This window comes from Brevundimonas sp. FV1ye4L (assembly GCF_058681255.1).
The window spans coordinates 2,705,871-2,732,695 of record NZ_CM178734.1; the positions used below are offsets into that span (position 1 = coordinate 2,705,871).

The window sequence follows — 26,825 nt, forward strand, 5'->3', positions numbered from 1 at the left end:
AAGTGAGAATTCGTGCAAATTCGGGTTGCATTTACATGTCCTATAGCGACTAATTGAGCGGTTGAGATAGGCCGGTTCACAGCTGGTCAGGCTGTGAATTGACCCGTTCAGCGGATTGTTGGCGTCACTGATCGTGTCTTTCGCAGCGGAGCGCGGGCGGTGCATCAAGGGGCGGGCATGAGGCGCGTAATAGTTTTGCAGGCCGAGGCTGCGGAGTGCGGTCTGGCTTGCTTGGCCATGGTGGCTGGCCACCACGGCCGACGAGAGACTCTCTCCGAGCTTCGCCGGCGTTTCCCTATTTCCATGAGCGGAAGCAGCATTAAGTCTCTCATCTCCATGGCCGACAGACTGGGTTTTTCTGCACGCCCGATCCGATGTGAATTGGATGAGCTCGCTCAGCTCGAAACGCCAGCCGTCCTGCACTGGAGCCTGGATCACTTCGTCGTTCTGCGACGAATTGATCGCCACCAAGCGTGGATTGCCGATCCCGCTCGAGGCGAGCGCAAGCTTAAGCTGGAAGAAGTGTCGAAGCATTTCAGTGGTGTCGCGCTGGAACTTACGCTTGCGCCAGATTTTGAGAAGCGCAAGACGCCCGAGAAAGTCCGGCTCGGAGATTTGTGGAGCCGCCTGTCGGGCTTCCGACCGTTCCTGCTTCAATTGTTCATCCTGACGCTGCTGCTGCAGGTAGTCGGCTTGATCTCGCCGATCGCCAGTCAGCTGGTGATCGACGATGTAATCGGCCGCGCCGACCGCGACCTTCTGATTGGCATCGTGGTGGGCTTCGGTACGCTATCGATAGTCCAGACTGCTATCGAGACCCTTCGCGGATTTATCCAGATCCATGCAGGCCAGCGCATGTCGATCCAACTGTCCGGCAATCTTCTCAAACACCTGCTGCGCCTGCCTACCGACTTCTTCGAACGCCGCCATGTCGGTGACGTCCTCTCACGCTTTGGTTCCCTTAGGCCGGCTCAGAGTTTCCTGACGGGCGGGCTTGTCGGCATCATCCTCGATGCAGTCATGGTCATCCCCGTCGGCGTCATAATGGTCATTTATTCGCCGCCACTGGCGGGCCTGGCCGCGGTCAATCTGGTCGTCATTTTCGCCGTCCGTATGGCGGCCTTTCCGGCGATGCGTCGCTTTGCCGACGAGAACCTGAATCTTGCCGCAAAGACCGACTCCATCTTCCTCGAAACCGTCCGCGGGGCGCGGGCGATCAAACTCGCCGGGCGCGAAGCGGAGCGCCACGGCCTTTGGCAGAACGCCGTCGCTGAGCAGCAGAATGCTGCCTATCGTCAAGGCGTCTTCGGCCTGTGGGGGGGGGCAGGTCTTTCCGTCTGGCAAGGGCTATACAGCCTTGTCATGCTCTTTATCGGTGCGCTTCAAGTCCTCGAGGGTAATATGACCCTGGGCATGTATTTCGCCTTTCAGAGCTATGCTGCGCAGTTCTCAGGACGAGTAGGCAGTTTGATTGGAGCCTTCTTCACCTTCCGCATGCTCGGGCTTCATCTTGAACGACTCGCGGACATTGTCCACGCCGACGCCGAACGCGGCCTTGACGGGCCGGCGACTCTTGCTAGGCCGCTTGTCGGTGCTATCAAGGTGAGTGACGTAAGCTTCCGTTATGGCGAACATGATCCTTGGGTCCTGAAAGGTGCCAGTTTTGCGATCAGGCCTGCCGAAGCGGTCGCCATCGTGGGCCCCTCTGGCGGCGGCAAGTCGACGCTACTCAAGCTACTCATCGGGCTCTACCAGCCGACCGAGGGCGATGTCCTCATCGACGAACATCCGATTCGCGCCCTGGGTCTGCGGGCGGTGCGCGACCGTCTCGGCGTCGTCATGCAGGACGACCAGCTCATGTCGGGCACCATCGCCGACAATGTGGTCTTCTTTGACGCTCATATCGACATGGAAAAGGTCGAGCGGGTCTGCCGCTTCGCCCATGTGCATGACGACATCATGCGCACATCGATGGGGTATCACAGCCTGATCGGCGACATGGGTTCTGTGCTGTCTGGCGGGCAGAAACAGCGCCTGTTGCTCGCCCGCGCGCTCTACAAGGACCCGGTGATCCTTTTCATGGACGAGGGAACGGCCAATCTGGATCCTGAGCTCGAACGGCAGGTCATGGCGTCGCTCGCCAAGCTAAATATCACACGGGTTATGGTCGCGCATCGGGAGGCTGCTGTGCGAGGCGCCGACCGCGTACTGCTCGTCGACAAGGGTATCGTCACGGAAGTGACCGGTGCGGCTTTCGCGCCGTTTATTGTCGCGCCTGCCGCAGAGGCAGAAGCATGAGCCTGTTCCGTTGAGCCTGTTCCGTTCGGAAGCCGTCGAAGCAAAGCGGCGTAGGCTTTGGGGGGAGGTGCGTCTGGCCCAGCCCCCGTCATTTGCCGTCTGGACTTTTGTCCTTGCCCTGATTTGCACGGCGATCCTCGCCGCGCTCATATTCGGCCGCTATACACGCAAGGAGACGGTAAATGGTTTCCTGATTCCGGAAGCTGGCATCGTGCAGATGCGCACCCTCCAGTCCGGTAGAATCGCCCGCGTCCTGGTGCGAGACGGCCAGCGTGTCGAGGCCGGCGCACCCCTTGTCGAGTTTGTCTCAGACATCGCAAGTGCGGGCCAAGGGCCGATGCTCGATCAGCAACTCAGCGAAGCCGATCAGCAACAAATCTCGCTGGCGGACCGCAGTGCGGCCATCTCCAGAGGGCTTGCCGACGAACGGGACCGTCTTGCCGCCTTGATCGCAGCCAACTCCAGAACTCGCGCGATCCTCGCCAGCCGGCGCATTGTCCAGGCTGAAGCCTTGGTATTGGCCGAAGCCGATTCAGAGAGGCTTCAGCGCCTTCAGGCGCAGGGCTACGCCACCAATGCCCAGGTCGATGCGCGCCGCCGCACGGTTCTATCCGAACGGACGGCGCTCGCGGACTTGGACGAGCGTCTTTCCCAATCCGACACGACCGCATCCGACCTTCGATCACAGCTCGCAGCCATCCCAGCCCGTCAAGCCGAAGCACTTGCCGCGATCGCCAGCGATCGTTCGACTTTGGTGCAGCGCCGAGCTGAACTTCAGGTGATGCGCGGATATGTTCTGCGCGCGCCCGTGGCTGGCGTGGTTTCGGCGGTCCAAGCGCGTCCCGGCATGGTCCCGGCAACCGATCTAACCCTGATGGCGATCGCTCCCGCAGGATCGGTTCTTGAAGCGCATCTGCTAGTCCCGACCCGCGCCGCCGGGTTTCTGCGGATCGGCCAGGAAGCCAGGCTGCAGGTGGAGGCTTTTCCTTTCCAACGTTTTGGGTTCGTGGAGGGCAAAATCACGGATATCGCAACGACCGTAACACGTCCGGGCGAGGCCGCCTTTCCGGTCGAACATCAGGAGCCGGTTTATGAAATCCGCGTGAGGCTCAACCGGGATTATGTAGACGCCTATGGTGATCGCCGGGCGCTTCAGCCCGGCATGGCCCTTCGGGCCGATCTGCCGATCGATCGTCGACGACTCTGGCAACAACTCTTCGATCCGCTAATCGCAGCGGGCAAGCGGGCGGGCTGACACTCCACGGGCTGGTTGAACCTGTCGTTTGCACGAGCGGCATGGGAGCTCAGCAAATGGGCGAAAAAGGGAATCGCTGCGCCGGGCATCAGTATCACTGATCCCCCAAGCCGCTACCGTGGCGCTCCGCCCGTCACGCAATCCTCCCGTTTGGGGTCACGCGTACACGGTAGGTCGCAATGGGAAGAACGAGCGCAGCTGCCTTCGACGACTGCGCCTCCGATGCTGGCCCAATCGATCGATGCCCCGTTACACCCGCCGAGCAGCTGCGAAAGAGTTATGACCGCCAGGCTAAGCCTGCGGATTCGCGTCGGGTTATGAAGGAAGCTGGGCATCAGTAGAGCGCTTCTGCATCTGTAAGAATATAAGACGCGTCAGCCAATTCGTGGCCCACGCCCTGGTAGGACTGGCCCTTGACCGAATAGCCCAGACCACGGGCGTATGTCACGAAATTGGCAGTCGACTGAACCGGTACGATTTCATCGGCCGTGCCATGCAAGACAATGAAGGCGGGCGCGTTTTTGGACGCTGCTTGGCCGCCGCCGAACCAGGCTTCAAAGCCGCCTTGTGGCGAACCGAACTCGGCCCGGTCAAAGCTCCCTTCATATTGAGCTTGAGAGAGGGACAGATCCAGTACCGCCGATATCAAGAGGACGTGGCCAAACAAATCCGGCCGCGCGAACGCGGCTTTTGCGGCGACGAACCCACCTGCGCTAATCCCGACCAAATCGATACGGGCCTGACCGGCTTCCCTATCCGCCAGATCCTGAGCGACCGCGATCAAGTCGGCCGCGGCGCGCGTCTTATGATCTCCGCGCCCGCCTTCGATCCAGTCCTGCGGACCCGCATCCCCTCTAAGGCGAGGCACTACAAGCCGGTTGCCCTTCGCCACCCAATCCTGTTCGAGACGGCGCGCCAAGTAGCGGGCCGGGGCTAGCCCGTAAGCGCCATAAGGTCGGATCATGATCGGACCGGTCTGCTCGGGCTTGCCGATGACATCATAGGTGACTGGCGTTCCGTCCTGCGAAACTGCCGTATGAGTTTCCACCGCCAGAGTCTCCAGAGCGGCAGGCTGCTCGGGCAGGGGCAGGTCGACCATGCGCAACTGCGATTGACCACAGATACCGATCGCCTCGGCTGCGCCATCTCGCGACGCTGCGATCAGCGCTTTGGCTGATACTCGCCCGCCGATTCCGGTGCGCAGGACTATGACTGCCTGACTGCCCGGCGCGCCTCCGTGAACGGCCAGCGCTGCCGATGATTCCGTCCAGGACTGCAGAGCCGTAATCGGACGAGCCTCGGCATCAACGCCAGGGGCCGGGTGGCAAATCTCCGACAGGTCCAACAATGGAGCGCGTCGGGTCACAGCCAAGAGCGTACCGTCAGCCAAAAGGGCGGCACCCTTGTTGTCTCGCCACAACCGCCCGTCGCTTGCGTTCGTCGCCATAACCGGTGCGTCGCCGCTGCCATGATAGGCCAGTGAAGTTTGGTTCCAACCTGCGCCAGCCTCGGGAATGGCTAAATAGCCCAGCCAGCTTTCCTGCTCGTCGCTCGAAGACGTCGAAAAATATAGCGTGTTGCTCAGAGCAGCGGTGAGTTCGCCCGGAGCCGGCCGCTGTGGTGATCGGGCTTGGTTGTCGATAATCTGCCAATGGGCGATTGGACCGCCAGTCATGAGCAAGACCGGCCGCTCGCCGCCTCTCGACGGTAGAAAGCGCGCAGTGGCGTTGCTGTTCGCCGGGTCGGCCGACCAGATCGGAAGAGGGGGGAGGCGGTCGTCGAGCGCGCCCTTTACCAGGCTAACTACCGCTGCGCCGGTGATCACCGAGCGAAGCACATTTCTGGTGCCTGCGTCGAAATCGAGGACTCTTCCTGGCGCTATTTTACGCCACTCCATTTGGGTCGTGGTGCCAGCGAGGTCGAGTTCAGACCATTCGCTAACCTCGCTCAGACGCCGTTCCAAAAGGCATTTGCTCGGTTGCTCGGTGTCGCAGAGGATTTGGCGCAGTCGCCAGCCGTGAACATAGGAGGGCTCATCCAATGCATAGCGCTGCCTCCAGTCCAACTTATCGATGCCTGCGGCGCTTGCGATCATTGCCAATTCGATGGTCCAGCCATCCCTGACTCTGACGATAGCAGGACCCGTCGCGGAATAGATCGTCGAACGGCCGGCAAGCGTGTTTTCGTCGGGCGCTATCCCGGCCGCCCCACTGGGGGCGGCCGGGACTGTCGCTGCCAAAATAGTGGCGATCAGCCGACCACCTTTGAACGCCTTAAGCAACGCCTCGGAGCTCCTGTGACCCTAGAACGGGATCGTGACCCTTACGCCGGCGCCGGATCCATCATCGGTGACGCCGCCGCCGACAGTCGTGCCGCTCGGCCACTTTATGGTGGGACCTGTAACGGTGATCGGCGGATACAAGCTGCCGGAATCGCCACCGGTTCGGCCGCCGCCGGGACCGGATTCAGGTGCCGACCTGGGGCCGCTGACGGTTGTCGTACCCCATCCGATGGTCGGGTTTCCACCTGTGTTGCCGTTCCCGGACGACCCGCCGCCCGTCGAACCGCTTCCAGACGAACCGCTTCCAGACGAACCGCTTCCAGACGAACCGCCACCGGAGCTGCCGCTCCCGCTGCTTCCGCCGCCGCTGCCTTCGGATCCGCCGACGACAGCGTCAAGCTCAAGCATCGTCAATGCACGCATAATGAACTCCTGAATGGAGAGTGTGAAAAACAGGGGCAGCACTGCACGACCATCTCTGCACAACCTATTATGATCGTCAATATGTCCCTGGATTGTTATTTGTGGTCGTTCGTCTCATCTGCAGGGCATCAAATGTTTAAGGGAGCTGTCAGGTTAACGAGGCCTTGGGTGGCCCCGACAACATTACAATGGCTTAGAAAGGCGCGTTGCCGCTCGCCATCTCTAGGGGACACGCCAGGGACGTTCTGCGACAAGTTTGCCCGCTAGTAGGCGCTGCAAACTTTCCGCGCGGGGAAGCATTCCGACGCAGTCTTCGACACGATGTTCGTTTCGTCGGAGCGGCAGGGGCGGCTCCGGGCGATCAAGCTCGAAGCGATGGAGCGCCACTGCGTGAGCTCTTGGGTCTTATGGAAGCCGGACGCCGCGGCGTGGATTTCCACTGAACATTCAATGACCGATCCGAGACTGAGCCGGTCTTAGGTGGTTTCGGCCCAATTTGAGCAGCTCTTAAGTGGTCGGCTTAAGTGGTCAGACTCCTAAACCCAACGATTGCGGGCTCGGATTGAGCATGTCTTAAGTGGTCCCGATACTCCATATCTTTAGCGACGAGCGTTCGTCGCGCCGGAGGGCGACGACAGGCGCCACGCCTCGCCGTCCTGGCGAACGGCGACGTCGTACAGACCGTGCAGCGCCTTGGCGAAGGCGGCGGTGTCGCCCGTCTCGAACACGCCGTCGATCCGCAGTTGTCCAAGCGCGGCGTCGTCCAGCCGGAGGGGGGCGCGGCTGTACCGGTTCATTTCAGCGACGGCGACCGGCAGAGGGGTTCGGTCGAAACTGACCAGGCCCCTGCGCCAGTCTTGTATCCGTCCGATGCGCGCGCTGGTGATGCTTCCGGGGCGACCGGATGCGGAGACGCGCACCGCCTGACCGGGCGCGAGCCTTACAGCGGCGTTCGCCGGATCGCGCGTCTGGCCGTTCGCCGGGCCCACCGTAACGCCGCCCTCGAGCAGATCGACGTCGGTGAAGGCCGCGTGCCGATAGAGGTTGAACCGGGTGCCCGTGACGCGGATTTGCGCCGCGTGGCTGAAGACGTCGAACGGCGCATGATCAGCCTGTCGCTGCACCGAGAAGAAGGCTTCACCGGCGGCCAGAACGACTTCACGGCGACCGCCGCCGAACCGAACCTCTATGCGGCTGGCGGTGTTGAGCGTGACCTGGGAACCGTCGGGCAGGGCGACGGTGCGACGCTCGCCAACGCCGGTCTCGTGGACGACAGGCTGTGCACGCCACAGGAAGACGCCGCCGAAAGCGACGCCGGCGGCGAGCGTTCCGCCCACCAGCCAGGCGCGGCGGCTCACGGCGGGACGTGTTTTCACCTCGTCCACGGCGAAGTCAGAGGTGTCCAATTGGCCGATCGCATCCCAGACGTCGTCGATCTCCGACGCCGCGCGCGGATCGACGACCTCGCCCCGCTCCTCAGCCAGGCGAGCCGCGACGAAGGCGTCGGCTTCGTCGTCGCGCACCGGGGGGCGCGCCGAGGGGGGCATCGGGGGGCGCAAGGGAATTACTGTTCGAACCATCCACAATCCTTAAGCCTGTGTCGGCAAGTGGCAAGCGCATCGGCCAGCAGACGCTGGGTCGTTCGCAGCGGGATGCGTCTGCGGTCTGAAATCTCCACCAGGGTCAGCCCCTCGATCCGGTGCATCATCAGCACCAGTCGCTGGTCGCGCGGCAGGCCGGCGATGGCGCGGCGCAGCAGGTCGGCGTTTTGCTGCCAGCGCAATTCGTCGAAGGGCGAGGGGGCGTCGTTGGCCAGGTCGTCCGGCACTTCGACGTGGCGATCGCCGCCGCGCCCCATCCGGCGACGACGAAGATCGCGCGCCACGCTGTCGGCGGTCTTGAATACATAGGTGGCGTTGAACTCAGGCGGCGGGACGCCGGAGGCCAACCGTGTCAGACGCAGATAAATGTCCTGAAGCGCGTCCTCGACGTCGGCGGGCGCGAGAAACCGGACCAGATACCGACGCAGCCGTGTGTCGAACCGCTGCAGCAGTTCGGCCATGATCGCCGCAGCCCGGCTCTGGGCATCTGTCGGCTTCTGTGAAGCTGTCATCGATGGTGCGACGCCGTCAAACATCCGAACTCGCTTGAGCCTGTACTTCAAGTGACGCAGCCGCGTCGACAGGCCGCCAAATCAGATGACGTCATGTCATCATTCCATTGCAGCCGGACCTTAGAAACCGCCCAGTCGCGGGGTTAATTCACGGATCGTCCCACATGGGCTGTGACGGTCGTCACCCTTTTCTACGGTTTGTCGGCGGCGTGGCGATGGCGGCTGTCCTGCCGTCGACGGCGCTGGCTGCGGGTCGCGTTCCGGTCTTCGATGTTCCCGCCCAGCCCATGGCCTCGGCCCTGCGGGAGTTGGCCCGTCAGGGACGGGTGCAGATTCTGTTCCCTGCCGACCGGCTGGAGGGACGTCGCAGCCGGGCCGTGATCGGTCGGATCGAGGTGATGCGCGCTTTCGACCTGGCCTTGGCCGACGCGGGTTTCGAAGCGCGACGGGTGGACGCCCGAACCTTCGTCATTGTCGCCCGTCCACGCCATGCCCAGGCGCCGCCCGCCTCCCCGCCGACCGCTGAGCTCGAGCCGATCCAGGTCGTGGCCGGCCGCCTGGACCTTGCCGGGGTTGAACGCCGCCTGGCCAGCGACCTGGAAGGGCCGTCGGCGGTCCGCAGCCTGTCGCGCGAGGACATGGCCCGGGGCTCGGCCCAGAACCTGTCCGAGGCCTTGGGCGACCTTCCAGGCATGACCGTGATCAACACCGGCCGATCCTTTATCGGCGGCATCGACTCGGCGTCGCGCGGCGAAGGTTTGTACGCCGCCTACCGGGGCCTGAACGCTGAATATAATCTCAGCATGATCAACGGCGTATCCGTGGCTCAGGGCCTGCCCTATTCGCGCGGGGTGCAGTTGAACCTGCTTCCGCCCGAGGCCTTTCAGACGGTGGTGGTGCACAAGACCGGCCGAGCTGATCTCGACGGCGACTTCATCGGCGCCGCCCTGGATTTCCAGACGCCTGGTCCGGCGGACCTGTCTCGCTCGCCCTGGACGGCCGTCACCCTGGGCGAACGTGTCGAGACGCGGGCGCGCGCGTACGGCGAATCCGGTCTCGGCGAGGCTATCCGGGTCGAGCACGGGCGTCAGTTCGCCGACGGACGGCTGGGCCTCTATGCGGCGGCGGCCTACGAGGACCGCAGTTTCGTCAACTCGGAGCTGGCGGGGGTGATGGCGGCGCAGAACGACGGAGGCTGGGCCTACAGTCGGTCGAACTCGGCGGCCGGCGGGCCGATCGATGTGTCCCGGCCTCAGGACGACCTGATCCAGACCAGTCTGAACGTCGGAGTCTCAAGCGGCCGCAGCCGACTGCAGAACTACGCCATGGCGCTGGACTGGCGCGCCGCGCCGGGTCTGGACCTGCGTCTGAACGCCACCCATGCTCAGGCGCACACCGAGCAGAATTCGACCTTCAGCCAGGTGGTCAGCGGGCCGCAGTCCTGGAGCGACGACGGATCGGGCGTCTATCGCCTGTCGGTCCAGAATCTGTCGACGCGGGTCTGGTACGAAACCAATCCCGACACCGTCTCCCTGTCCACAGCCAGCCTGACCGCCGAGGCTGTCGAAGGGCGCTGGCGTTTGTCGCCGTATCTGTTCGCCAGTCGCGGCGAGAGCGCCCGGCCCGATCACCTTGAGGCGTCGGCCTGGATCAATCAGAACGACGCCTACAATATCGGCCAGTCGCCCCGCGCCTTCGGCGGTGTGACCGTGACCTATCGCGACGGTCTGCCGGTTCCTCAATGGCCGCAGAGCGTGTTCCAGGATCTGGATCAGGCCGGGTCGACGTTGCTGGCGCGCCGCGCGGGCCAGCGCACGGAACAGTTCAGCCAACAGCTTCGCTATGGCGGCGGCTTCGGCCTGAGCTTCAGGCCCGACAGCGGGGCGTGGCGCAGTTTGCGCTTGGGCGCCAAGCTGACGCGGAGCGATCGGGATCTGACCGACCGAAACTGGACCAATGGGTTTTTCGCCGACCTGTATCAAAGGCCCGGGCTGACCTGGAAGGCGCTGGGAATCGCGCGGGGCGCCTACGCCCAGGTCTTTCCGGGTCTGTACGACTGGTCGATCCCCCGGATCGATCATGACCGGCTGGAAGCGCTGTTTGAGGCCAATCGCACGGACGAGAGTTTCGACACCTGTGGAACCCTGTACGTCGACAATCTGAACTGCAACACCCAGTCGGGGCGCGAGACGGTTCAGGCCGTCTACGCCATGGCGACCCGCGTCGTCGGCGGCTGGGAAACCCAGTTCGGCCTGCGCTACGAGCGGACGCACATCGTCAACCGCTTCTGGGTGATGTCCGAGGAGGAACGGGTCGAGACGCCGGGCGGCTGGGGCGTGAACAGCAGCGCCTATGACGCATTTTTGCCCAGTGTGAACCTGTCCTGGCGGCCGAACGATCGCGGCGTCTGGCGTGCAGCGGTCTGGCGGTCGTACAGCCGGCCGGCCTTCATGCAACTGGGCGGCGGGTCGCGGACGGAGACCCTGGACGGGGTGACCACGGTCACGCGCGGCAATCCCGACCTCAAAAGCGCCAGCGCCTGGAACCTGGATCTGTCGCACCAGAGAGGGCTTCCGGGCGGTGGCGCGTTGAGTCTTTCAGCCTATGCCAAGCGCATCGATCACTATCTTTACGAAAGCGGCGCCGGCCTGGGCGTCGGGGTGGCGCCGCAGGACGGAGACTATCGTATCGTCACGCCGCGAAACGGGGGGCGCGGCGACACGCGTGGCCTGGAGGTGGAATGGTTCCTGCCGTTGGGCGACCCCTTCGGCTTGGGCGGCGAGGCGACCCTGGACGTCAATCTGAGCCGTCAGTGGTCACGAGTGGATCTGGGCCAGGTGCTGGGCCGGTCGCAGCCGATGGTCAATGCGCCGCAATGGCTGGGCAACGCGGAACTGGCCTACTCACAGGGCCGCGCGGCCGTGTTTCTGAGCTTGAACTACACGGACGATTATCTGTCTGCCTACAATGTTCTGGAGGCCGAGGGGGACTGGGACAATCTGTGGGTCCGGTCCGCCGCGCGGCTGGACGCCCGCGCGCGCTGGCGGTTCGACCAGCGCACCCGGTTGGATGTTACTGTGACCAACCTGACCGGCGAATACTCCTACTGGGCTCACGTCGGCCGCGACAGCACCGCCCTTTCGGACGTTGTGGATTCCGGCAGACGCGTGGTCGTCACCCTAAGAAGTGTCTTCTAGAAGCCCGAGGCGCGAAGATTCCGCTCGACGCCGTCGTCACCCTGTTGCTCGAACAGGGCCCTGATCCTGTCCGCGCCGAGGGCTTCCAGCGCCGGATTACGCAGTCGAACCCGGTAGTCTGCGTCGTCTGTCGTCGGATGGCCGAAGCGCGGCGCCAGTCGCGCCATGACGGCGTCGGCGACCTGGACCGAGGTCTCGGCGTGAATCCAGTTGTCGTCCGCAGCGTTGCTGATCAGGCATTCGCGGGTCGCCACGGCGGGCAGGGTCCACTCCGTTCGGGCGATGATGGCTGCGGCTTTCAGCCAGGCCTCGACCTTGCGCCTGTCCTCGCCGACCGGGGCGACATGGGCGCAGGCCTGGGTCAGGATCAGGGCTGGCGGCAGGCCGCGCGCCATGGCCTCGGTCAGCCCCAGCACATGGTGCGCGCCCGCCCCGGCTATGGCCCGTTCCTCCGCAAGACGGCCGTCTGGATAAAACGTCAGGACCAGGGCCTTGGCCCAGTCGTGCCAGAGCACCGCAGCGACAAGGACGTCGCGATCGACCGGAAGTCCGCTTTCGGCCTCGTAGAGAGCGGCCAGGGATAGGGCCAGGCGCAGGTTGAACTGTTCATGGTCGACCAGACCGCCGGGCCAGTCGTGATGCGAGCCGGCATTGCCGCCAGGCGCCGCTTCTAAAGGCTGGAGCGGGGTGGGGCAGGCGGCGGAGCCGGCGACCGGCGGGAATACCGCCGCCCTCTGGTCCTGGATCTCGGCGGCGTCGACCGGGGCGGACATCAGGCCCTGGGCGCGCAGGGCGTCCAGGATCGCCGCCTCATCGGCGGCGGTCAGATTGACCCGGTGACGAACGCAGGGCCGGGATTGCAGCGCCGACAGGGTTTCCGCCCGCAGGCGGGCGTCCGTCAATTCGTTCGCCGCCGTTCGCAACCGGTCCATCGCCGCAGTGGTGCGGGGCGTCTGGGCCAGCGCGTTCCCGGCTCCGATCAGGATGCAAAGACTGGCGGCGGCGAACGAACGGATCATGCAAGGTCTTTGATGAAGGCGGCCCGGCGCGCTGGGGAACGCGCCGGGCCCCCGAGCCGACGTCAGAAGTCGTACTTCAGCGTCAGCAGGGTGGTGCGGCCGGAATTGACCACGTCCGAAAGCGCCAGGCTGTTGCGGCCGACGTGCGCCCAATAGCTGTAGTCCTCGAACAGGTTGGACACCGACAGGTCCAGCATCACCCCGTTGTCGAACGCATAGCCGGCGTGCAGGTCGGTCCGGCGGATCGGCCGGGTCCAGTAGTCCAGGCCGGCGACGCGGTTGTAGGCCGTGACCGTCTCGCCGGAATAGTTCCAGTTCAGGTCGAGCGTCAGGTTGCGCCAGGCGTAGTTCAGCTTGACGTTGGCCAGTTCGTCCGGCGCGTTCTGCATCCGGTGTTTCTCGCCCCCGCCGATGTCCACCTCGGTCCATTGACGGGTGTAGTTGGCCCCGGCGCCGAAGCCCGACAGCCAGCCCGGCAGCATGTCGAAGGCCTGGTACAGCTGGATCTCGATCCCCTTGACGTAGCCGTCGCCGCCGTTGGTCGGCGAGACGATGGTCACGCGATCAAAGATTTCGCCGTTGTAGTCGGTCCCGACGCCGTTCTCGCCGCCGTTCACGGTGGTCGAGCCGTTGTCATACATGTAGTCCGACAACTGCTTGTAGTAGCCGCCGACCATGGCGTAGCCGCCGAAGTCGTTGCTCCACTCGGCGGAGGCGTCGAAGTTCCAGGACTTCAGCGTCTCCAGGTCGGGGTTGCCGCGCGTGACGGTGATGGAGTTGTCGCCCCGTTCGGTCGTCTCCGACCCGCCCAGTTGAACCAGGGCCGGGCGCATATAGGCGCGGGTGATCGAGGCCCGGTACACGGCCTCATCGTTGGGGCGATAGTTGACGAACAGGCTGGGCAGCCACTCGTTGTACTCGGTCGAGTTGGACTCAAACCGCTTCGCCTTGTCGTCGTTGTTCCAGTAGGTGTTCTCGATCTGGGTGTGTTCGTAGCGAAGGCCCGGAATGACCTCGACCGGGCCCAAATCCCACTTGCCGGTCACATAGGCGGCGGCGACATTCTCGTCGCCTTTCAGGGTGTTGCAGTTCAGGTAGCAGAGGTCGGCCGCTGCGGCCTCGGCGTCGAAATACTGGTTGAACAGTTCGACCAGACGGTCGTGGTTCACCTTCGGCGCGCGCAAGTCGTAAAGGCCGGGATAGGCCGAGTCGAAATAGCCCTCGACCAGACCGAGTTCGTCCCAGGTCACGCCCGGACGGCCCAGCAGATTGGCGAAATGATCGTTGGTCCAGTCGTGGCTGCTGACGCGGCGATGGCTCTCGACGTATTTCACCCCCGTCTTGACGTAGGACAGGGCGCCGCCGTCGAAATCGTACTGGGCGTCGAACCGGGCGCCGACCTTCTGCTGGTTCGAGAACTGTTCGGTCCTCTGGCCGGCGCGGCGGGCCAGAAGGGCGCTGCCGGAGTTGTTGATCAGGTCGCGTTGCGCCGGGGTCAGCAGCGGGATCGGATAGCCGTCCTTGTCATAGCCGGCGAACAGGCCGCTGTAGGGCAGCAGCGAGCCGGTGTTGTACTTGTCCGACTGGTTGTTGCGGATCGAGGCCTCGATATGGTCCGGACGATCATTGCCGCCATAGGAGTAGAAGATCGACGGCGACAAGGTCCAGGCGCCATGACGCTTCACGGCCCCGAAGGTCAGGGTGGTCAGGTCCGCATCTTCGGGATTGGTCGTGTACCACATGCGCACCGACGAGTTGGTCAGGTTCAGGTCGTACAGGCCGGTCGCCGCGTTGGAGACGCGGGCGCGGTTCTGGATCAGCTGGTTCAGGGTCGAATTCTGCTGGGTCTCGGCGAAGGCGTAGGAGCCGCGCAGATAGACGTCCAGGCTGTCGTCGGCGCGCCAGTCCAGCGAGAAGTTTCCGCCGAAACGCTCGGTGTATCCGGTAGAGACGCCGAAGTTCAGGCCGGTCAGGGCGAGATTCGCTTCCTGGTCCACGCCGGCCGGGTTCGTGCCTTCACCGGAGTTTGTCGCCGAATGCAGATAAGCCCACCCGCCGTCGTTCTGGGCCGCCATCAGGCCCGCGATCATGGAGTTGGCGAAGTTGCGCTTGTCGTAGAAGGCGCTGACATACAGGCCGAACTGGTCGCCCTGGCCGAAGCGGCGGGCGATCTCGCCGCTGACGCCGCCGCCCAGACCGTCTTCGTCATAATCGCGGGCGCGGCTCTCGACTCGGCCGGAGACCGACAGGGACGCATAGTCGTCGGCCATGCTGAAGGCCGAAGGCGTGACGAAATCAATCGTGCCGCCGATCGCGTCGCCGTCCATATCGGCGGTCGAGTTCTTGTTGACCACGATGGTCTTCAGACCCGACGGCGGCAGCAGCGACAGCTGCACCTGGCGCGAATAGGGCATGCCCTGGGCCGCGTTGACGCCGTTGATCAGGGCCAGGGTGAACTCGGAGTTCATGCCGCGGACGCCGACGAACATGCCTTCGCCGCGCGAGGCGCCGTCGACGCCGCCGAAGAAGGAGTTGCCGGTGTTCTGGACGCTAATTCCCGGCAGCAGGGCCAGGGCCTCGGCGACGTTGTGAACCGCCGTATGTTCCAGATCCTCGGCCGACATGACGCTGACGGCGTTGTCGCTGCGCATCTGGGTGCGCATGGCGTCGTTGCGCGTGCCGACGACGACGATTTCGCCGACCTCGGCGGTTTCGCTCGCGGCGGCTGTCCTGTCCTGAGCGGCGGCCTGCGCCGCTGCGACCATGGAGAATAGCGCCATCGACGACGCGAGAAGTCTTGTTTTGAACGAAAGATTTTTCATCGACCGCAGTCCCTGAACCGGAGCTGAGATATGCCCCCAAGCTCAAGGGACGCGGCCGTCCGTGCAGCCCGCCGAAACTTTATGAATGCTTCACATTACGGGTCGGCGGTGCGGCTATGGAGTTGATGGCGCCGATGTCGCCTCGAGAGTTCCGGTCTCGGACAGGCCTGCCTCGTTTTGCCGTGAAGCATCGGCTTGGACCAGACCTGATCGCTGAAACGACCGACGGCCTGTCGAGATCGCCCCATCGTCGATCGGCCAGAACCGTTGGCGGCTGGTCGTGCCGCGGCCCCGGCAGGATGCGAGGCTGGAACTGCTCGAGATCAACCCTCGAGACAGACGCGACCTCGCACAGGCTCCCGATTACCTCTGGCCGACGTTCGGGAAATCACGGCGCGCATGCCTTCAGCATGCAGGGCGCCTGATGGCGCGATCTTGGTGTTGGGAGTCTCCGCAGGCCCCGTGTCGGCGGTTCGGTCCTCCGGGCCAGTCCAGGACGGAGAGGCGGCTTTCCGCGCCACGGCGTCCCGCAGATTTTGCGTCGCCACAGCCCCCTTGTCAGACTTGCGGCTCTGTTTGCGGCCCTTGATCTCGTCGGCCACCCGCGCGGCGGCTTCGTTCAGCAACGCCTTCTTTTCGCGAGCACCGGTGTCCGGTCCGGAATCGGCCGCCCTGGCTTGGCCTTCAGACTGAGCCGCGCGGGTGCGGGACCGGATCTGACGCTGCGCCCGGTCGCGGCGTGCCCGCAATCGGCCGATCAGGTCGCGCAACTCCGACGCCGATAGCCCGTCCAGGGCCTTGCTCTGCTCGACCATTTCCGCTTCGTCGCGATCCAGCGCGCGGCTGTTGTTCATCTTCGACATGGCGATGTGTCCTTTCGTTATATGAAAGGACAGCGTAGGCGCCCCGCATCCGTTCCGCTTTTGCGACCCTAGGTCACACGACGCCCGTTCAAACCCGCGTCAATCTCAGGTCCTGATAGTCGTATGAGAAGTCGATGTCGGGCGAGACCCCCTTCATCGTCGCCGTGGCGGGCTTCGCGGTCTGGATGTTGAAGGTGACGAAGGCGTCCTCCTCCCGCTTGTCCGGGAACCGGGTGCGGAAGGTCTCGCCGTCATAGGGCTCCAGCCAGCCTTGCAGCGCCGGGGTGTGGGTGAAGCTCAACCACAGGCCGGTCTTGCGATTGCGCCCGCGCCCCTCGGTCTTGGGCGTGATGAGGATGTCGCCGTACCAGGGATCGCGCCAGGTTCCGGCGTAGGCCTCCAGCGGCATGGACGGCGCGGCGCCCGCCGCCTGTTTGGCGTCGATCTCGGTGGCGGCGGCGATGGACTTGGCGTTCCCCTCGGTCTCCAGCCGTTTGGAATCGGCGATCCAGTCCACATCCACCTTGCCCATGCACAGGTCGGCGATGCCCGAGCGTAGCGCCCGCAGCAGGAAGCTCTCCTCCGCGTTGGAGAAGATGCTGAAACCGGTCTTGCGGCCGGGGACCAGCACGGTCGCCGAAATCCCGCCAGGCGAGCCGCCGCCGTGGCTGATCAGCCGTTCGCCGCGATAGTCCTGAACCTGGAATCCCATGGCGTAGGTCGAGGCGATGGCCCGGTTCGGCAGTTCCGCCGTCGGTCCCGGCGAACTGCCGGTGATGATGTTGGGCCGGACCATCTCGCGCGCCGCCGCCTCCGAGAACAGCCGCGTCCCGTCGGGCAGCAGGCCGTCGTTCAGCCGCACGGTCATCCACTTGGCCCAGTCCGCCGGGGTGGTGCAGATCCCGCCCGCCGCCGCCGCCGAATCCCAGTTCCACACCTCGACGATCGAGGCCGCGATCGGCGTCATCGCCCCCTGATAGCGCAGCGGCGGCCCGACCCGGCCGTGGGGCAGGGCGGACTTGGCCGGATCGGCCAGCCGCGCCAGGGGCACGGTCTCGGTCATGCCGACGCGGTCCAGGATGCGCGTCTGGACGAAGTCTTCCCAGGTCTGGCCCGACACGGCCTCGATCACCGCGCCCGCGACCACGAACATCAGGTTGCAATAGTGATAGCGCGCCCGGAACCCGTCCTCGATCGGCACGAAGGCGGCCTGGGCGATCACCTCGGCCCGGGTCCGGTCGCTGTTGGGCCAGAACAGCAGGTCCCCGGCGCCCAGGCCGAACCCGGCCCGGTGGCTCAGGGTGTCGCGCACCGTGATATGGTCGGTGATATAGGGATCGGACAGTCGGAAGTCGGGCAGATAGGTCTTGATGGGGGCGTCCCATTTCACCTTGCCCTCATCGACCAGTATGGCCAGGGCGGCGGCGGTGACGTTCTTGCTATTGGAGGCGATGGCGAACAGGGTGTGTTCGTCGGCCTGAGCGGCCTTGCCCTGGACCTTGACCCCATAGCCGCGCGTCAGCACCGGCTTTCCATCCTTGACCACGGCGATCCCCAGCGCCGGTTGCTCGGGCCAGGCCGCCATGGCCTTTTTGACATAGGCGTCGACGGCCTCGGCCAGGGCGGCGTCGTCATTGGCCGGCTGGGCCCATGCGGGGGCGGACTGGACCGCCAGCGCCGCAGCGCCTCCGGAAGCGAACAGGGCGCGGCGCGACAGGCGGATGGTCATGGAAGCACTCCGACGAAGGACGGCCAAGGCTTAGCCGCCCCGCCCGGCCGAATGCAACGCTCAGTCTGGGCCCAAGCTCGCGATTGGACCCGGCTGCCGACACGGCCTAGACGAGGGGCAGGAGGCGTGGATGGAGTTCCTGACGAGCGGGCCGATAGATCCAGGCGTGATCCTGCCATTCCTGGCCGCGGTCGTTCTGGTCGAGTTTACGCCGGGCCCCAATATGGGCTGGCTGGCGCTGTTGTCGGTATCACAGGGGCGTACGGCCGGTCTTTCAGCGGTGGCGGGAATCACCCTGGGGCTGACGCTGTGGATGCTGGCCGCCGCCTTCGGCCTGACCGAGTTCGTACTGAGATGGCCCGCCCTGTATCAGGCCGTACGCTGGGCCGGGGTCGGGTTTCTGCTCTGGCTCGCCTGGGAGGCCTGGCGAGGCGAGAGCGATCCCGCCAGGCCGACGCAAGAGACGGAAAACCGGCGACGCGCCCTGTTTCTGCGCGGGCTGACGGCCAATTTGCTCAACCCGAAAGCGGCCCTGTTCTACGTCGCCTTCCTGCCGGGCTTCATCCGACCCGATCACGGTCCGGCCCTGCCTCAGGCCTTGACGCTCGGCGGGGTTCATGTGGCGATCAGCGTGGCGGTGCACAGCCTCATCGTCGTCACGGCCGCCCAGGCCGGCCGGTCTGTTTCCCGCTATCAGGGGCCCAGGGTGCGGGCCGTGATGGCGGCCGGCCTGATCCTGATCGCGGCCTGGACGGCCTGGGAGACGCGACTCTAGGCCGGGCCGTCGCAACGGCCCGGCCTTCGTCAGATCTTACAGGCTGCAGACCGCCGTGCGGCCGGCGCGAACCGTGTAGCGGTCGGTGCGCGGGTTATAGGTGCGATAGCGCTGCTGGCAGGCGCGGACGTGAGCGTACCAGTTGGACTGGCGCTTGAAGTGGGCCGGCGGCGCCGGCGGGCGCGACCCCCAGCTCGACGACCACGACCCGTAGGAATCCCGGTGCTGGCCGCCCTGGTCGTTGTTCGAGCGGTTGTCGTTCTGATGCTGCTCCTGGCGGTCCGGCGAGGGGCGGTTCTGGTCCAGGGCGGCGGCCTGGGCCGAGACGGTGCTCAGGGCCATCAGGCCGGCGGCGATTGCGATGATAGACTTGCGCATGGGACAGCGCCTTTCCGTAGGTGAATAGATGTCTGCTAAACGCCTAGTCCCGGCTAATCCGTTGCATTCATTCAAATATTTCGTTTCCGACACCAACCGGACCGGTGTTGGCCGCAATTGACCCCGGTCAAGGCGCGCCCGCCCCCGCTCGGGCTCTTGTGTGGCCGGTTCAACACACCCACTTCTTCCTGCGAACGGACGCGTCGCTTGCTCCAGAGGGCGTGTCGGACCATTTCCGCCTCACGAGGGGACACGACTATGAATCTCGATCTCTATTCCGACCGCGCCAAACAGGCCGTCCAGTCGGCCCAGTCGCTGGCCTTGGCCCGTCGCCATCAGCAGTTCGCCCCCGAACACCTGCTGAAAATCCTGCTGGAAGAACGCGACGGTCTGGCGCGCAATCTGATCACCGCCGCCGGCGGCGACGCCAAACGCGCCGAGGCTGATGTCGAGACCGCGCTGAAGAAGCGCGCCCAGGTCACCGGCGGCTCGGGCCAGCTCTATCTGGACGGCGACACCGCCCGCGTCTTCGCCGCCGCCGAGGAGGCCTCCAAGACCGCCGGCGACGCCTTCGTCACCACCGAACGCCTGCTGGCCGCCCTGGCGCGCGAGGGCGGGGTCGCCGCCGAGGTGCTGAAGGCCTCGGGCGCCAACGCCGAAAAGCTGGACGCCGCCATCGCCGAGGTCCGCAAGGGCAAGACCGCCGACAGCGCCGGCGCCGAAGACGGCTATGACGCCCTGAAACGCTACGCCCGCGACCTGACCCTGGCCGCCCGCGACGGCAAGATCGACCCGGTCATCGGCCGCGACGAAGAGATCCGCCGCACCATCCAGGTCTTGGCTAGGCGCACCAAGAACAACCCCGTCCTGATCGGCGAACCCGGCGTGGGCAAGACCGCCATCGTCGAGGGCCTGGCCCTGCGCATCGTCAACGGCGACGTGCCCGAGAGCCTGCGCGACAAGACTGTCATGGCGCTCGACATGGGCTCCCTGATCGCCGGCGCCAAATACCGCGGCGAGTTCGAGGAGCGGCTGAAGGCCGTCCTGAACGAGGTCTCGGCGGCCGAGGGCGGCATCGTCCTGTTCATCGACGAGATGCACACCCTGGTCGGCGCCGGAAAGGGCGACGGCGCCATGGACGCCTCCAACCTGCTGAAGCCCGCCCTGGCGCGCGGCGAACTCCACTGCGTCGGCGCCACCACGCTCGATGAATACCGCAAACACGTCGAAAAAGACGCAGCCCTGGCCCGCCGCTTCCAGCCGGTCTTCGTCGCCGAACCGACGGTCGAGGACACGGTCTCCATCCTGCGCGGCCTGAAGGAGAAGTACGAGGTCCACCACGGGGTCCGCATCTCGGACAGCGCCATCGTCGCCGCCGCGACCCTGTCGAACCGCTACATCACCGACCGCTTCCTGCCGGACAAGGCCATCGACCTGATCGACGAGGCCGCCAGCCGCGTCCGCATGGCCGTGGATTCCAAGCCCGAGGCCCTGGACGAGATCGACCGCCGCCTGGTCCAGCTGAAGATCGAACGCGAGGCCCTGAAGAAGGAGACCGACCAGGCCTCCCTGCACCGGCTGGAAAAGCTGGAGGACGAGATCGCCGATCTGGAAGGCCAGTCCGACGATCTGACCACCCAGTGGAAGGCCGAAAAGGACAAGGTCGGCCAGGGCGCGCAACTGCGTGAAACCCTGGACCGCCTGCGCCTGGAACTGACCAACGCCCAACGCGCCGGCGACCTCGGTCGCGCGTCCGAAATCGCCTACGGCCAGATCCCCCAGATTGAAAAACAACTGGCCGAGGCCGAGGCCAATGAGACCTCCGGAAAAGGCCCCCTGACCCCCGAGGTCGTCGACGCCGAACAGATCGCCGCCGTCGTCAGCCGCTGGACCGGCGTCCCCGTCGACAAGATGCTGGAGGGCGAGCGCGAAAAACTGCTGAAGATGGAAGAGGCCCTGGGCGGCCGCGTCGTCGGTCAGGACGAGGCCCTGGCCGCCGTCTCCGATGCGGTGCGTCGCGCCCGCGCCGGCCTGAACGACCCGAACCGGCCGCTCGGCAGCTTCCTGTTCCTGGGCCCGACCGGCGTCGGCAAGACCGAACTGACCAAGGCCCTGGCCGAGTTCCTGTTCGACGACGAGGCCGCCATCACCCGGCTCGACATGTCCGAATATATGGAGAAACACAGCGTCTCCCGCCTGATCGGCGCCCCTCCCGGCTATGTCGGCTATGACGATGGCGGCGCCCTGACCGAGGCCGTGCGTCGCCGCCCCTATCAGGTCGTCCTGTTCGACGAGGTCGAAAAGGCCCACCCCGACGTCTTCAACGTCCTGCTGCAGGTGCTGGACGACGGCCGCCTGACTGACGGCCAGGGCCGCACCATCGACTTCCGCAACACCCTGATCATCATGACCTCCAACCTGGGCAGCCAGTATCTGGCCGAACAGGGCGAGGGCGACGATGTGGAAGCCGTCCGCCCCTATGTCATGGACGCCGTCCGCGCCCACTTCCGGCCGGAGTTCCTGAACCGGATCGACGAGATCATCCTGTTCCACCGCCTGGGCCGCGAACAGATGGGCGGCATCGTGCGGATCCAGTTGTCACGGTTCGAAAAACTGCTGGCCGACCGCCGGTTGAACCTGTCGCTCGACGACGCGGCCCTGGCCTGGCTGGCCGACCGCGGCTACGACCCGGCCTATGGCGCGCGGCCGCTGAAGCGGGTGATCCAGAAGGAACTAGTGGACCCGATTGCGCGGAAACTTCTGGCCGGCGAGATCGAGGACGGCGGGGTGATTGCGGTGACGGCCGGCGAGGGCGGGTTGGAGATCGGGAAGGCGCGGGTGCATTGAGCCTCCGTCCCCTCCTTTCGTCATCCTCCGGCAAGCCGCGTCTTCGCGGCGCAGACCGGGGGACCCAGCGGCGCCGTCAGGCGAAATCCATCCGCCGCACGCTGCGGGAACACCTCGTCCGCGACAGGTTCGCGCTCTCGCGCGCCGCTGGGTCCCCCGGTCTCGCTGCGCTCGCCGGAGGATGACGAAAGAGAGCGGGGCGTGGGGATGACGAAAGGCGATGCGTCGTCTAGGTTGTGCAAATGCCGACCCAGCGCACCTTCATCGCCACCTATATCATGGCCAGCGGGCGCAACGGGACGCTCTATGTCGGCATGACGGCGAACCTGGAGGCGCGGGTGTGGAAGCATCGGACCGGCGTCTTCGACGGCTTCGGCAAGGCCTATGGCTGCACCCGGCTGGTCTGGTTCGAACAGCACGTCTGGGTGGTGGAGGCCATTCGCCGCGAGAAACGGCTCAAGAAATGGCTGCGGGACTGGAAGCTGCAGTTGATCGAGGCCGCCAACCCCGATTGGCGCGATCTGGCCGAGGGCTGGTATCCCGTCAATGACCCGAACTGGACGCCGCCCATCGAGGATGAGGGTTTCCCGGGTTCCGTGACGCGACCCGGAGGGTGACGGGCGGGATGCGTCAGGCGTGTCGCTGCGCGCCACGGCCTGCTGCTTCCCCCGCAAGCGGGGGAAGGTCCGCCTCTGCGGTCGAACGCGCACAATTCGAGACGCGAACCTCCGCCTTATCAAGGCCTTGACCCCTCTGAACCGCCTTCTCCTAATCACCCCCGAAAACCGTGCCATCCTGTCGCCCGCGAAGGTTCAGGACCAGGGGGCGGCATGGCGCATGTTCAGACGGAATGCAGATCGGATTTGGCGCTTTGGCGCTTTGTCACCCTGTTTTTACGACAGGCGCACCCGCCATGCAGACCAGATGCGACGCTCCAGCCGCTGTTTTCAGGGCGCCGGTCCGGCCCCCGCCCTCACTCCTGCGGGATCGGGTTGGTCCTCGGGTCCGGGCCGTTGGTGACGACGCGGTCGCGTTCGCCCAGGTCCTTGATCACCTTGACGTCGGCAAAGCCCTGGGCCTCGAACAGGGCCTTGACCTGGGGCCCCTGGTCCCAGCCGATCTCGACGGCGAAGACGCCGCCGGGCTTGAGGATCCGTTTCACCTCGGGCGCCAGGTCGCGATAGGCCTGCAAGCCATCGGGGCCGCCGTCCAGGGCCAGGTGCGGGTCGTGGTCGCGGACCTCGGGGTCCAGGGTCGGGATGTGGTCGGTGGGGATATAGGGGGGGTTGGACACCACCAGATCGAAGCTTGCGTCGCCGAAGCCGGCCGCCCATTCGGTCCTCAGGAAGGCGGCGCGTTCGTTCAGGTCCAGGTTGGCGGCGTTCTCCTTGGCCACGGCCAGGGCCTCGGTCGAGATGTCGGTGCCGACGCCCTGGGCCGCCGGCCGCTCGGCCAGCAGGGCCAGCAGGATGGCGCCCGAGCCTGTGCCCAGGTCGGCGATGCTGAAGGCCTGGGTCTTGGCGAAGGCCAGCAGGGCGATGTCGAGGATGGTCTCGGTGTCGGGGCGGGGGCTGAGGACGTCGGGGGTGACGTTCAGCATGATCTTCCAGAAGCCCTTCTTGCCGACGATCCGCGAGACGGGCTCACGGCGCAGGCGGCGTTCGACCATGGCCTCGTACTCGGCCTGTTGCTCGGGCGTGACGATCCGGTAGGGATCGGTGAGAATGTCCATACGGCTGGCGCCGGCGGCGGCTTCCAGCAGCAGGCGGGCGTCGATGGCCGGGCTGTCGATGCGGCCGCCCTTCAGGCGGGCCTGGGCGGCCTTCCACACGGTCAGCAGGGTCGCGGCGCCGTCGTTCGGCTTGGGGGAGAGAGGCTCGGTGGTCATTTCGGGTGATTGGCCCTTCGCGGCCGGGATTTCAAGCACGGCCGGTTGCGCGCCGGGCGGGAACGTCGCAGCCGCTGCGCCGTTCGCCTGCTGATGTCCAGGTTCAAGTCTTCCACGCCTCCCCCCCGCCGCCCGCTGTGGAAGTTCGTTGCGGCGGTCCTGGGCGGGCTGAGCGCCGGCGCCGGCGCGGCCCATCTGCTCTACACCCAGGGCCACAAGGTCGGGCTGGAGCTGCGGCCCGAACGCCCCGAACCCCTGCCGCCCAAGCCCCCGACGCCGGAGGACTACGAAACGAAGGAGCCGGGTCGCGGCCGCCTCGCCGCCCGGCCGGAACACATCCCGCACAAGGGCTGGACCGACATCCTGTGGCGCACGGGGGGCTCCTACTTCGGCGACCGGGTCGGGTTCGTGGCCGGGGGCGTGACCTTCTTCACCCTGCTGTCCCTGTTCCCGCTGCTGGGGACGTTCGTGACCCTGTACGGCCTGTTCTCGGACCCGGCCGACGCCTGGAGCCGGCTGCAGTTCCTGTACGGCGTCATGCCCAGCAGCATCGCCGCCTTCCTGGGCGGGGAGATGGAGCGGCTGGCCGCGAACTCGAACGGCCAGCTGACCTTCACCCTGATCTGGACCCTGGCCCTGTCGCTGTGGACGGCCAATGGGGCGGTCAAGGTGCTCTTCTACGGGCTGAACATCGCCTATCACGAGGTCGAGCGCCGCAACATCGTCCGCTACAACCTGCTGTGCATGGGCTTCACCGTCGGGGCCATAGCGGCCGTGCTGGTGAGCTCGTTGCTGGTGGTGGGCGTGCCGGTGGTGGTGCGTCTGTTCGGCCTGGAGGAGGAGTGGGGCCTGATGGCCCTGTTCCGTTGGCCCCTGCTGCTGGTCGGCTATGTGACGGCCCTGACCCTGATCTACCGCTTCGGGCCGTGCCGGCAGAAGGCGCGCTGGCGCTGGCTGACCCCGGGGGCCATCTTCGCGGCCGTGGTCAGTCTGACGGTCTCCTTCGTCTTCAGCTGGTACCTGACCAACTTCGTCCGCACCGACTCCTATGGCCCGCTGGCGGCCATGATGGGCTTCCTGCTGTGGACCTGGCTTTCGGTGCAGGTGATCCTGATGGGGGCCGAGCTGAACGCCGAGATCGAGCATCAGACGGCGATAGACACCACCACCGGCAAGTCCCAGCCCATAGGCGAACGGGGCGCCAAGGTCGCCGACAGCATCGGCGCCAAGCGCGGCAACCCCGCCGCTCTGGCCTTCACCCAGCGCCACGCCGAGGCGGTCGCCGACCGGCTGATGCGCCGCCGGAACCGCCGGGAAGGCGAGGCCGTCTCTAGAGAATGAACCGGCTCAGATCCACGTCCTTGGTCAACAGGCTCAGCTTGTCGCGCACCGCCGCCCCGTCGAAGGCCACGGTCTGGCCCGCCAGGTCCGAGGCCTTGAAACTGGTCTCCTCCAGCACCCGCTCCAGCACGGTCTGGAGCCGCCGTGCGCCGATGTTCTCGACGGCCGAGTTGGCCGCCACCGCCGCGTCGGCCAGAGCCTCGACCGCGTCATCGGTAAAGGTCAGGGTCACGTCCTCGGTCGCCAGCAGGGCCTGGTTCTGACGGATCAGATTGGCCTCGGGCTCGGTCAGGATCCGCTTGAAGTCGTCGCGCGTCAGGGCCTTCAGCTCGACCCGGATCGGCAGCCGCCCCTGAAGCTCGGGCAACAGGTCCGACGGCTTGGCGACGTGGAAGGCGCCCGAGGCGATGAACAGGACGTGGTCCGTCTTCACCGGCCCGTATTTGGTCGAGACGGTGGTCCCCTCGATCAGGGGCAGCAGGTCGCGCTGGACCCCCTCGCGGGAGACGTCGGCGCCCGACGCGCCCTGGCGCGCGGCCACCTTGTCGATCTCGTCCAGGAAGACGATGCCCTCGTTCTCGGCCAGGATCAGCGCCTCCTTGGTCAGGCTGTCCTGATCCAGCAGCTTGTCGCCCTCTTCGGCGATCAGGGGGGCGGTGGCGTCGCGGACGGTCAGCTTGACCGTCTTGGTGCGGCCGCCGCCCATCTTGCCCAGCATCTCCGACAGGTTCAGCAGGCCCACGGCCCCGCCGCCGGGGATGTCCAGCCCCTGGATCGGCGAGGCGGTGTCGGCCAGGGCGATCTCGATCTCCTTGTCGTCCAGCTCCCCGGCCCGCAGCTTCTTGCGGAAGCTGTCGCGCGTCGCCGGCCCGGCGCCGGGACCGACCAGGGCGTCCAGGATCCGGTCCTCGGCCGCGCCCTCGGCCCGCGCCCGCACCTCGCCGCGGCGGCGGTCGCGCACCATGACCAGGGCGCTCTCGACCAGGTCGCGCATGATCTGATCGACGTCGCGGCCGACATAGCCGACCTCGGTGAACTTGGTCGCCTCGACCTTTAGGAAGGGCGAACCGGCCAGCCGCGCCAGCCGCCGGGCGATCTCGGTCTTGCCGACGCCGGTGGGGCCGATCATCAGGATATTCTTGGGCGTCACCTCGTCACGCAGATCCTCGGGCACGCGCTTGCGACGCCAGCGGTTGCGCAGGGCCACGGCCACGGCGCGCTTGGCGTCGTCCTGGCCGACGATATAGCGATCCAGTTCGGAGACGATTTCGCGGGGGGAGAGGTCAGTCATGGACTGCAGATAGGGCGCCGAAAGCCCGAGCGGGAGGGGGCGGGGCCGACGGGCCGTTCCAGGGCGAGAATAGACTCAATCCACTGCAAAAAAATGGAGTCTATTTTCGTACAATCTTCGTGGACGGGCGAGGCGTGCCGGCCGAGCGGGTCGGGACGGGATGGGCGAGGGGGTTCAGTTGTCAAAGACCGCGGACATGATGACACGGTTTTGGGGCGTGATAGGTTGAGGGGCGGTTGCGGAGGGCAGGGGGTTGAAAAGGCGGGGGTTTGGTTGCGGAATTGAGATGGGAAGGGGCTGTGATC

17 protein-coding genes are annotated in these 26,825 nt (G+C 65.7%); 7 read left to right on the forward strand and 10 right to left on the reverse strand.

Annotated features, from left to right (window positions below; translation table 11 throughout):
- Positions 1-177 precede the first annotated feature (177 nt).
- A complete protein-coding gene (locus ACW17X_RS13045; RefSeq protein ID WP_492097989.1) occupies positions 178-2,298 on the forward strand; it encodes a peptidase domain-containing ABC transporter in 2,121 nt (706 codons plus the stop codon).
- A 10-nt stretch (positions 2,299-2,308) separates the two neighbouring features.
- Complete coding sequence (locus ACW17X_RS13050; RefSeq protein ID WP_492097991.1) at positions 2,309-3,553, forward strand: HlyD family secretion protein; 1,245 nt, start codon at positions 2,309-2,311, stop codon at positions 3,551-3,553.
- Between the two features lie 334 nt (positions 3,554-3,887).
- Here ACW17X_RS13050 and ACW17X_RS13055 read toward each other — a convergent pair whose 3' ends face one another.
- The 3 genes from ACW17X_RS13055 to ACW17X_RS13065 all read right to left on the reverse strand — a co-directional run bounded on the left by ACW17X_RS13055 (position 3,888) and on the right by ACW17X_RS13065 (position 8,370).
- The gene (locus ACW17X_RS13055) at positions 3,888-5,834 is read right to left on the reverse strand and encodes an alpha/beta hydrolase family protein (protein WP_492097992.1); all 1,947 of its coding nucleotides are present in this window, start codon (positions 5,832-5,834) and stop codon (positions 3,888-3,890) included.
- Positions 5,835-6,856: 1,022 nt separating this feature from the next.
- Positions 6,857-7,780 (reverse strand): FecR family protein, encoded by a 924-nt coding sequence (locus ACW17X_RS13060; RefSeq protein WP_492097994.1) that lies wholly within the window; start codon positions 7,778-7,780, stop codon positions 6,857-6,859.
- Between the two features lie 41 nt (positions 7,781-7,821).
- Positions 7,822-8,370, reverse strand: a complete 549-nt coding sequence (locus ACW17X_RS13065; protein WP_492097996.1) for an RNA polymerase sigma factor — start codon at positions 8,368-8,370, stop codon at positions 7,822-7,824.
- A 215-nt stretch (positions 8,371-8,585) separates the two neighbouring features.
- Between ACW17X_RS13065 and ACW17X_RS13070 the strand changes: the two genes are divergently transcribed.
- Positions 8,586-11,567: a TonB-dependent receptor gene (locus ACW17X_RS13070; protein WP_492097998.1), complete on the forward strand. Its 2,982-nt coding sequence runs from the start codon at positions 8,586-8,588 to the stop codon at positions 11,565-11,567.
- On the opposite strand, the gene ACW17X_RS13075 is transcribed toward ACW17X_RS13070, so the two are convergent.
- The 4 genes from ACW17X_RS13075 to ACW17X_RS13090 form a co-directional block, all read right to left on the reverse strand.
- A complete protein-coding gene (locus ACW17X_RS13075; protein ID WP_492098000.1) occupies positions 11,564-12,586 on the reverse strand; it encodes a hypothetical protein in 1,023 nt (340 codons plus the stop codon). The two genes, ACW17X_RS13070 and ACW17X_RS13075, sit on opposite strands and share 4 nt — an antisense overlap.
- Positions 12,587-12,648: 62 nt before the next feature.
- Positions 12,649-15,408 carry a TonB-dependent receptor gene (locus ACW17X_RS13080; RefSeq protein ID WP_492098002.1) on the reverse strand — a complete coding sequence of 920 codons (2,760 nt, stop codon included), beginning with the start codon at positions 15,406-15,408 and terminating at the stop codon, positions 12,649-12,651.
- A 323-nt stretch (positions 15,409-15,731) separates the two neighbouring features.
- Positions 15,732-16,271, reverse strand: coding sequence for a hypothetical protein (locus ACW17X_RS13085; protein WP_492098004.1), 540 nt, complete (start codon positions 16,269-16,271; stop codon positions 15,732-15,734).
- 88 nt (positions 16,272-16,359) lie between these two features.
- Positions 16,360-18,000, reverse strand: a complete 1,641-nt coding sequence (locus tag ACW17X_RS13090) for a serine hydrolase (protein WP_492098006.1) — start codon at positions 17,998-18,000, stop codon at positions 16,360-16,362.
- 130 nt (positions 18,001-18,130) lie between these two features.
- Here ACW17X_RS13090 and ACW17X_RS13095 point away from each other — a divergent pair, with 130 nt between their 5' ends.
- On the forward strand, positions 18,131-18,775 hold the full coding sequence (locus ACW17X_RS13095) for a LysE family translocator (RefSeq protein ID WP_492098008.1): 645 nt from the start codon (positions 18,131-18,133) through the stop codon (positions 18,773-18,775).
- A gap of 36 nt (positions 18,776-18,811) precedes the next feature.
- Here ACW17X_RS13095 and ACW17X_RS13100 read toward each other — a convergent pair whose 3' ends face one another.
- Complete coding sequence (locus ACW17X_RS13100) at positions 18,812-19,153, reverse strand: BA14K family protein (RefSeq protein ID WP_492098010.1); 342 nt, start codon at positions 19,151-19,153, stop codon at positions 18,812-18,814.
- 258 nt (positions 19,154-19,411) lie between these two features.
- On the opposite strand from ACW17X_RS13100, the gene clpB reads away from it, so the two are divergent.
- Entirely contained in the window at positions 19,412-22,000 is a 2,589-nt protein-coding gene (gene clpB, locus ACW17X_RS13105; RefSeq protein ID WP_492098012.1) for an ATP-dependent chaperone ClpB, read from the forward strand.
- A gap of 242 nt (positions 22,001-22,242) precedes the next feature.
- Positions 22,243-22,617, forward strand: a complete 375-nt coding sequence (locus tag ACW17X_RS13110; RefSeq protein ID WP_492098014.1) for a GIY-YIG nuclease family protein — start codon at positions 22,243-22,245, stop codon at positions 22,615-22,617.
- 356 nt (positions 22,618-22,973) lie between these two features.
- Here the strand turns inward: ACW17X_RS13110 and prmC are convergent, their stop codons facing one another.
- Complete coding sequence (prmC, locus tag ACW17X_RS13115) at positions 22,974-23,888, reverse strand: peptide chain release factor N(5)-glutamine methyltransferase (RefSeq protein ID WP_492098016.1); 915 nt, start codon at positions 23,886-23,888, stop codon at positions 22,974-22,976.
- 9 nt (positions 23,889-23,897) lie between these two features.
- On the opposite strand from prmC, the gene ACW17X_RS13120 reads away from it, so the two are divergent.
- Positions 23,898-25,229: a YihY/virulence factor BrkB family protein gene (locus ACW17X_RS13120; protein ID WP_492098018.1), complete on the forward strand. Its 1,332-nt coding sequence runs from the start codon at positions 23,898-23,900 to the stop codon at positions 25,227-25,229.
- Here ACW17X_RS13120 and hslU read toward each other — a convergent pair.
- Positions 25,219-26,520, reverse strand: a complete 1,302-nt coding sequence (gene hslU / locus ACW17X_RS13125; RefSeq protein WP_492098020.1) for an ATP-dependent protease ATPase subunit HslU — start codon at positions 26,518-26,520, stop codon at positions 25,219-25,221. The two genes, ACW17X_RS13120 and hslU, sit on opposite strands and share 11 nt — an antisense overlap.
- Positions 26,521-26,825 lie beyond the last annotated feature (305 nt).